Source organism: Nocardia sp. NPDC004722 (assembly GCF_053601505.1).
On sequence record NZ_JBSGBY010000469.1, the window covers coordinates 1 to 6,873 of the forward strand.

General features: G+C 69.0%; 5 protein-coding genes. 4 read left to right on the forward strand and 1 reads right to left on the reverse strand.

From position 1 onward, the window contains the following. Positions 1–377: 377 nt before the first annotated feature. Positions 378–1,550, forward strand: coding sequence for a cytochrome P450 (locus ACWELQ_RS33520; protein WP_452401042.1), 1,173 nt, complete (start codon positions 378–380; stop codon positions 1,548–1,550). 10 nt (positions 1,551–1,560) lie between these two features. After that, on the forward strand, positions 1,561–2,784 hold the full coding sequence (locus ACWELQ_RS33525; protein WP_452401043.1) for a cytochrome P450 family protein: 1,224 nt from the start codon (positions 1,561–1,563) through the stop codon (positions 2,782–2,784). 44 nt (positions 2,785–2,828) lie between these two features. On the opposite strand, the gene ACWELQ_RS33530 is transcribed toward ACWELQ_RS33525, so the two are convergent. Then, positions 2,829–4,247: an amidase gene (locus ACWELQ_RS33530; protein ID WP_452401044.1), complete on the reverse strand. Its 1,419-nt coding sequence runs from the start codon at positions 4,245–4,247 to the stop codon at positions 2,829–2,831. A 282-nt stretch (positions 4,248–4,529) separates the two neighbouring features. Here ACWELQ_RS33530 and ACWELQ_RS33535 point away from each other — a divergent pair, with 282 nt between their 5' ends. Next, complete coding sequence (locus ACWELQ_RS33535; protein WP_452401045.1) at positions 4,530–5,771, forward strand: PucR family transcriptional regulator; 1,242 nt, start codon at positions 4,530–4,532, stop codon at positions 5,769–5,771. A 77-nt stretch (positions 5,772–5,848) separates the two neighbouring features. Continuing rightward, positions 5,849–6,820 (forward strand): transcriptional regulator, encoded by a 972-nt coding sequence (locus ACWELQ_RS33540; protein WP_452401046.1) that lies wholly within the window; start codon positions 5,849–5,851, stop codon positions 6,818–6,820. The last annotated feature ends 53 nt before the right edge of the window (positions 6,821–6,873 follow it).

A 6,873-nucleotide genomic window follows, 5' to 3' on the forward strand; every position in this document is an offset into this window, starting at 1 on the left:
TCGCGGAAGTAGTTGTTGATGACCAGCCACGGTCCGCGGGTGCCCTGGCGCGGCATGACGCCGTCGCCGCGCTGGATGTAGCCGGAGGTCAGCGCACCGCCGACTCCCACACCCTCATCACCTCCATCGTCGACAGCTAGCCGGGCGGTGCGGGTTTCACGCCGTGCGTGTTTCACAAAGAGGGTGAGTGTGCTGACGGGCTGCTAGGGTGCGAAGCGTCGACTCGCCCCGGCACTTCGGGCCGGGGTCGGGTGAAAGCTGTTATTCGATAGGGAGTTTCGGGGTTGGACACAGCAGGTTCTTGGGGCGGGTTCACGGGGGCGTCGGGAGGTTGTCCGGTGACGGGCGGGGCGCACAGGGTGGCCGAACCCAGAATCATGCTGGGGACAGAGGAATTCGTGGCCGACCCGCACGGCGCGTACCGGGATATGCGCAGTACGCACGGGTCGATGGTGCCGGTCGAGCTCGCGCCGGGGGTGCCCGCGACGCTGGTGGTGAACTATCGCACCGCGTTGCGGATTCTCAATGATCCCGAGCACTTTCCGGCCGATCCGCGGCCGTGGCAGGACAGCATTCCGGAGGATTCGCCGATCCGGCCGATGATGCAGTGGTATCCCAACGCGCTGCGCAACGCGGGGGCCGAGCATGCCCGGTACCGGCAGGCCTACACCGCGAGCATCGACGGCATCGACCTACACGCGGTGCACGCCACCGTCGAGGAGATCGCGGGCCCCCTCATCGCGGGCATCAATGCGGAGGGCAGCGCGGATCTGGTGTCGCAGTACGCGCTGCCGCTGGTGTTCGAGGTGCTCAACCAATTGGTGGGCTGCTCAGCGGATATCGGCCAGCGGGTGGCCACAGGCATGGCGGCCTTGTTCGACACGGTGAACGCCGCGTGGGGTATGCAGACCCTCGGTGAGGCGCTGATGGAACTCATCGCGCTGCGCCGTGCCGCGCCGAGCGACGACGTCACCTCCCGCATGGCGCACAATTCCGCGAACCTCAATGACGAGGAGATGCTGTATCAGCTGGTCAGCTTCTACGGCGCGGGCATCGAACCCATGCAGAACCTGATCAGTAACACGCTGCTGCTGATGCTCACCGACGACCGCTTCGGCGGAGATGTGCTGGGCGGCAGTCTGTCCACGCGCGACGCCCTCGACGAGGTGTTGTTCAACGACCCGCCGATCGCGAACTTCGCCACCAGCTTCCCGCGCCAGCCGATCCTCATCGACACCACCTGGCTGCCCGCCAATCAGCCCGTGGTGATCAGCCACGCCGCCTGCAACAACGATCCCGAGATCGCGGGCGGCGACCGCACCGGCAACCGTTCGCATCTGGCCTGGAGCGCGGGCCCGCACGCCTGCCCCGCCCGCTCGGTCGCCTACCTGGTGGCGCAGACCGCCATCGACGAGCTGCTCGACGCGCTGCCGGATCTGCGGCTGTCCGTGGCGAAGCACGAAATCTCCTGGCGTCCCGGCCCGTTCCACCGCGCCATGGTGGCACTGCCGGTCGATTTCCCGATTAGCCCCGCGCTGCGCGCGGTGTAAGGAGCTGTTCATGTCCCAGAGCCCGATCGTGCTGGATGTCACCGGTACCGACATCCAAGGCGAATCCGCGCGGATTCGCGCACAGGGCCCCGTCGCGCTGGTCGAGCTGCCCGGTGGCGTGCCCGCGTGGTCGGTCACCGATCAGGCGACGCTCAAGAGCCTGCTCGCCGATTCGCGCGTCTCGAAGGATCCGCGGCAGCACTGGGCGGCGTTCATGAACGGTGAGATCACCGAGACCTGGCCGCTGCTGCCCTGGGTGATGGCGGAGAACATGTTCACCGCCTACGGCGCGGACCATCGTCGGCTGCGAAAGCTGGTGTCCCCGGCCTTCACCCACCGCCGCACCACCGCCATGCGGGAGCGCATCGAGGCGATCGTGACCGAGTTGCTCGACGAGCTGGCCGCCGAGCCCGCCGGTGAGATCGTGGACCTGCGGTCGTTCTACGCCTACCCGGTGCCGATCCGCGTGATCAGCGGTCTGCTGGGGGTGCCCGAGCACCTCGACGAGGCCATCCACAAGTGCGTGGACGGCTTCTTCGACGGCTCGCTGTCGGCCGAGGAGGCGATGGCCAACTACGTCGAAATGGTCGGGCGGGTCGGCGAACTGGTCGCCTACCGCCGCGAGCACCCGGGCGACGACCTGACCTCCGCCTTGATCGCGTCGCGCGACGACGAGGACGGCTCGCAGCTGAGCGAGAAGGAACTCGTCGAAACCCTGATGCTGGTCATCAACGCCGGGCACGAGACCACCGTGAACCTGATCGACCAGGCCGTCGTCGCACTGCTGAGCCACCCCGAGCAGCTGGCCGCGGTGATCGCGGGGGAGGCGTCGTGGAGCGATGTGATCGAGGAGGCGCTGCGCTACCAGTCGCCGGTCGCGCACCTGCCGCTGCGTTATGCGGTGGAGGACATCGAGATCGAGGGTGTCACCATTCCCAAGGGCGAGGCCATCCTGGCCTCCTACGCGGGTGCCGGGCGTGACCCGAAGATCCACGGCGAGACCGCCGACGCCTTCGACATCGGGCGCAAGACCAAGGATCAGCACCTGGCCTTCGGGCACGGCGCGCACCACTGCCTGGGTGCGCCGCTGGCCCGGATGGAGGCCGCGATCGCGCTGCCGGCGCTGTTCGAGCGGTTCCCGAACCTGCGATTGTCCACGCAGGCATCGGAATTGAAGCCGCTGGGCAGCTTCATCTCCAACGGGCACACCAGCCTGCCGGTCGTCCTGGGCTGAGGCGTCGGCGTGGGCCGGTGCACCGCCGGCCCACGGTAGCCGGGTCAGCCCGCCGCTATCGGCGGTCGCACGGTGCCGAATCCGGTGGCCTGTTCGAAGGCGTGCCCCACCTCCAGGACCAGCCGGTCGGCGCGATGGGGTCCGACGATCTGCAATCCCACCGGCAGCCACGCCGTGGTGAAGCCGCCCGGTACCGCCAACGCGGGAGATCCGGTGGCGCTCACCAGATACGACGAGCGCATCCAGTCCAGATAGGTGTCCATCGGCTCGCCCGCGATCTGTTCGGGATACTCGAGATCCACGTCGAACGGCGGCACCTGGCTGACCGGCAGCAGCAGAATGTCGTAGCGCTCGAAGAACTCTCGCACGCGATGGAACAGCAGCGTGTGCAGCAGTTCGGCGGTCGCGACATCATGCCCGGTCAGCGTCAGCCCCTGCTCGATATTCCACACCAGGGCGGGTTTCATCCGATCACGGTGCGGCAGTAGCGGTCCCAGCACGCGGGCGAACTGCCAAGCCCGCAGTGTCCGGAACACCTCCTCCGCGCCGGACAGATCCGGGCAGTCCTCGCTGACGACGGCACCCAGATCCGAGAACACCCGCACCGCGCGCTCGAGCACATCCCGCACCACCGGTTCCACCGGCACCGCGCCGCCCAGATCCGGTGACCACGCCACCCGCAGCCCGCGCAATTCCCGGTCCAGCGAGCCGGTGAAAACCGAGCCCGGCTCCCCGATCGCGATGGGGGAGCGCGGGTCCGGGCCCGCCAGCACCGACAACAGCAGCGCCGCGTCGGCCACCGTCCGCGCCATCGGCCCCTGTACCGCCAGGGTCGCCCAGGCCATCGGATCCGGCCAGGTCGGCACCCGGCCCGGCGACGGCCGGAATCCGACCACATTGCAGAACGACGCCGGATTGCGCAGCGACCCACCCATATCGCTGCCGTCGGCGAGCGGATGCATGCCGCAGGCCAGCGCGGCCGCCGCGCCACCGCTGCTGCCGCCCGCGGACTTGCCGAGGTCGTAGGGGTTGAGGGTGGCGCCGAAGAGCGGATTCACCGTGTGCGAGCCCGCCGCGAACTCCGGCACATTGGTCTTGCCGAGAGTGATCACGCCCGCCGCTTTGAGCCGCTCGATCACCAGTTCGTCGCGCTCGGGCACATTGTCGGCCAGCAGCGGGCTGCCATAGGTGGTGCGGATTCCTGCCGTGTCGTGGGTGTCCTTGTGCGCCATCGGAATCCCGTGCAGCGGGCCCGGCTCCCGCCCGGCGGCCAGTCGCCGGTCGGCCGACCGGGCGGCGTCGAGCGCTTGCTCGGCGACCAGGGTGACGATCGCGTTGACCTTGGGATTGAGTCGCTCGATCCGGTCGAGATGGGCGCGCGTCAGCTCCAGCGCCGACAGCTCGCCCGCGCGCAGCCACCCGGCCAGCTCCCGCGCCGACGCATAACAGAGATCGGAATCCACAGGCGCTCCTCATCATTCGGACGCGCATCAATCGTCCACCCTCGGGCGGCCGCCCGCGACCGTTATGGGCGACACGGTGATCTCCGAAAAGTGAGCGGATCTCACCAACCGGCTCGGTTATCCGTTGCCCGCCGGTTACGTCAATCCGCTGTTCGCACAGCTCATCCCGTAGTTCGCCGGACGAACACCGAGGTCCCCGAAAGAGAGTAGAAGCTGAGTTCCAGGCCACCTTAGAGTTCGAGATCCACCGCCGAGACGCGGTAGATCGGAAGGAAGTCGACGATGACAACCGACGGAACTCTCCGGGTGGGCCTGACCGTCTCCGGTCAGCCGATGTCCGCCCCACTGCAAGACGTGCGCACCGTATCCCGGCAGCTGGTAGGCCATTTCGTGGACCACGTCATCCCGTGCGGGACGCTGCCGGGCGATCTCATCTCCGGGGAGGTCACGGCCGTCACCCGGGTGTGCCTGGAATTCGCAGTGAGCATGCTCGACGGCCGCGACGTCCCGGCCAAGACCGGCCGGCTCGCCGAGGCCGCGGCCGGATGGGCTCGCGAGGGCGTGCCGATCGACACCGTCCTGCACTCCATCCACGAGGGCTTCCGGATCGGCCTGGACCGGGTGGTCTCCGGCGCCACCGCGCGCGACTACGACCAACTGGTGGACGGCGCGAAAGTCGTGGTGAGCCTGCTGGACACGATCAGCGCGACGGTGTCGCGCGCGTACGTGCGCGAGCTGCGGTCCGTGGTCGGCGAGCACCACACCGCCGTGCACACCCTCACCTCGGCGCTGCTGGGCGGGCATCCGACCTCGACCATGGCCCGCGAATGCGGCATCGAGATCGCCGCCTCGTATCACGTGCTGGCCCTGGCGATTCCGCGGCACCCCGACGAGGAGCATCCCATGCTCGACGGCAAGGTGGTCGCGCGCCGCAAGCTGCGCCGGGTGCAGGCCGAACTCGCCAACCGCTGCGGCGGCACCGCCCTCGCCCTGCTGAGCGTGGACGGCGGCACGGTGCTCGTCCCGGCCGCCACGTTGGAGGATTCGGCCCTGGAGGAGTTGATCGCCGGGCTCTCGGCGGCGGCCCGGGTGGCGGTGACCGCGGCCGTCGTGGTCGCCGCACCGGACGAGATGCCCGCCGCCACCGACCGTGCGCACGAACTGCTGGATATGGTGCAGCGGTTGAATTGTGTCGCCGGAGTGTACCGATTCACCGATATGGCGCTGGAATACCAGCTCACGCGGCCCGGTCCCGGGCGGGAAACGCTGGGCGCGCTGCTCAATCCGCTCGACGCCCATCCGGAACTGTTGCAGACCCTGCAATGTCATATCGGCAACAATCTGCATCGGCAGCGCACCGCCCGCGTCATGCACATCCACACCAACACCGTCGACTATCGGCTCAAACGCATCGGTCAGCTCACGGGTCTCGATCCGACGGTGACCGCGGATCTGTGGCAGTTGCGTTCGGCGCTCATCGCGCGGACGTTCGCCGATCACAGCCAGACCGAGCGAAATATGTGAGGTGTCCGAAAAAGGGCACGGCGCATAGGAACACGCGCGCACCGCTCGTAGCCTGGGGCCGAAATCAGGAGGGCGCGTTGAACATACGAGAACTACCGGATTCCACCGCGGTCGGGGATCGCGCCGCGGCGGGCCCGCAGGTCTTCGCCGCGAAACTGGCCGAACTGTACGGCGGACCGCTCGAGGGGCCCGGGCTCGGCGATCTGGACGAGCGGCTGCGCGCATGTCTGGCTCGCGCGGCTCGCGCGCCCGCCGCTCACGGGTCCGGGTGGCTGGTCGAGGTCGCGGAATCGGCGGCCGGATTCGCCCGCGAGGGCATCGATCTCGACCGTGTGCTGCTCGGCTATCACGAGGCCATCCACGACGGTCTGGAGTTGGCCGTCACCGAATCGCCGGGGGCGGACACCACCTCGGCGGGCCGCGCGAAAATGCTGCTGGGTCTGCTGCGGGCGGTCACCATGGCCACCACCACCGCCTATGTCGACGAGTTCCGGTTCGTGGCCCGCGAACATCAAACGGCCGCGCAGACGCTGGTCGCGGCCCTGCTGAGCGGGCACAGCCGCTCGACGCTGGCCCGGCACACGGGTATCTGCATCGCGCACGCGTATCAGGTGGTCGCCCTGCGTATTCCGGCGTCGGACGAGGACGTTCGCCCGGTCACGGAGATGACCGCGCTGCGTCGTCTGCGCCGGGTGCAGGCGGCGCTGGGCGCGGTGCTCGGCTCGCGGGCACTGTCGCTGCTGACCGCCTCGGGCGGGATCGTCCTGGTGCCGCAGGACGACAGTGCCGGGTGGGGATTGGCGGGCGCGTTCGCCATGACCTCGCGGGCGCTGATGGCCCTCTCCGAGACCGCCGGGGTGGCGCTGACCGCCGTGGTGCTGTCCGGGCCGACGGAGCGGATTCCGGATCTCGCCGCGCAGGCCCACGAACTGTTGGAACGGACGTGCGCCCCGGGGTGTCCGCCCGGTCTCTACCATCCGGCCGATCTGGGAGTCGTGCCCGACTTCGGCGACCCCGATACCGTTGCCGGGGAGGATGTTTCGGCGTGAACGCCGGGGCGGCGTGAACCCGGGCGGGCCGCGGTCGGGGCGGCCCGCCCGGG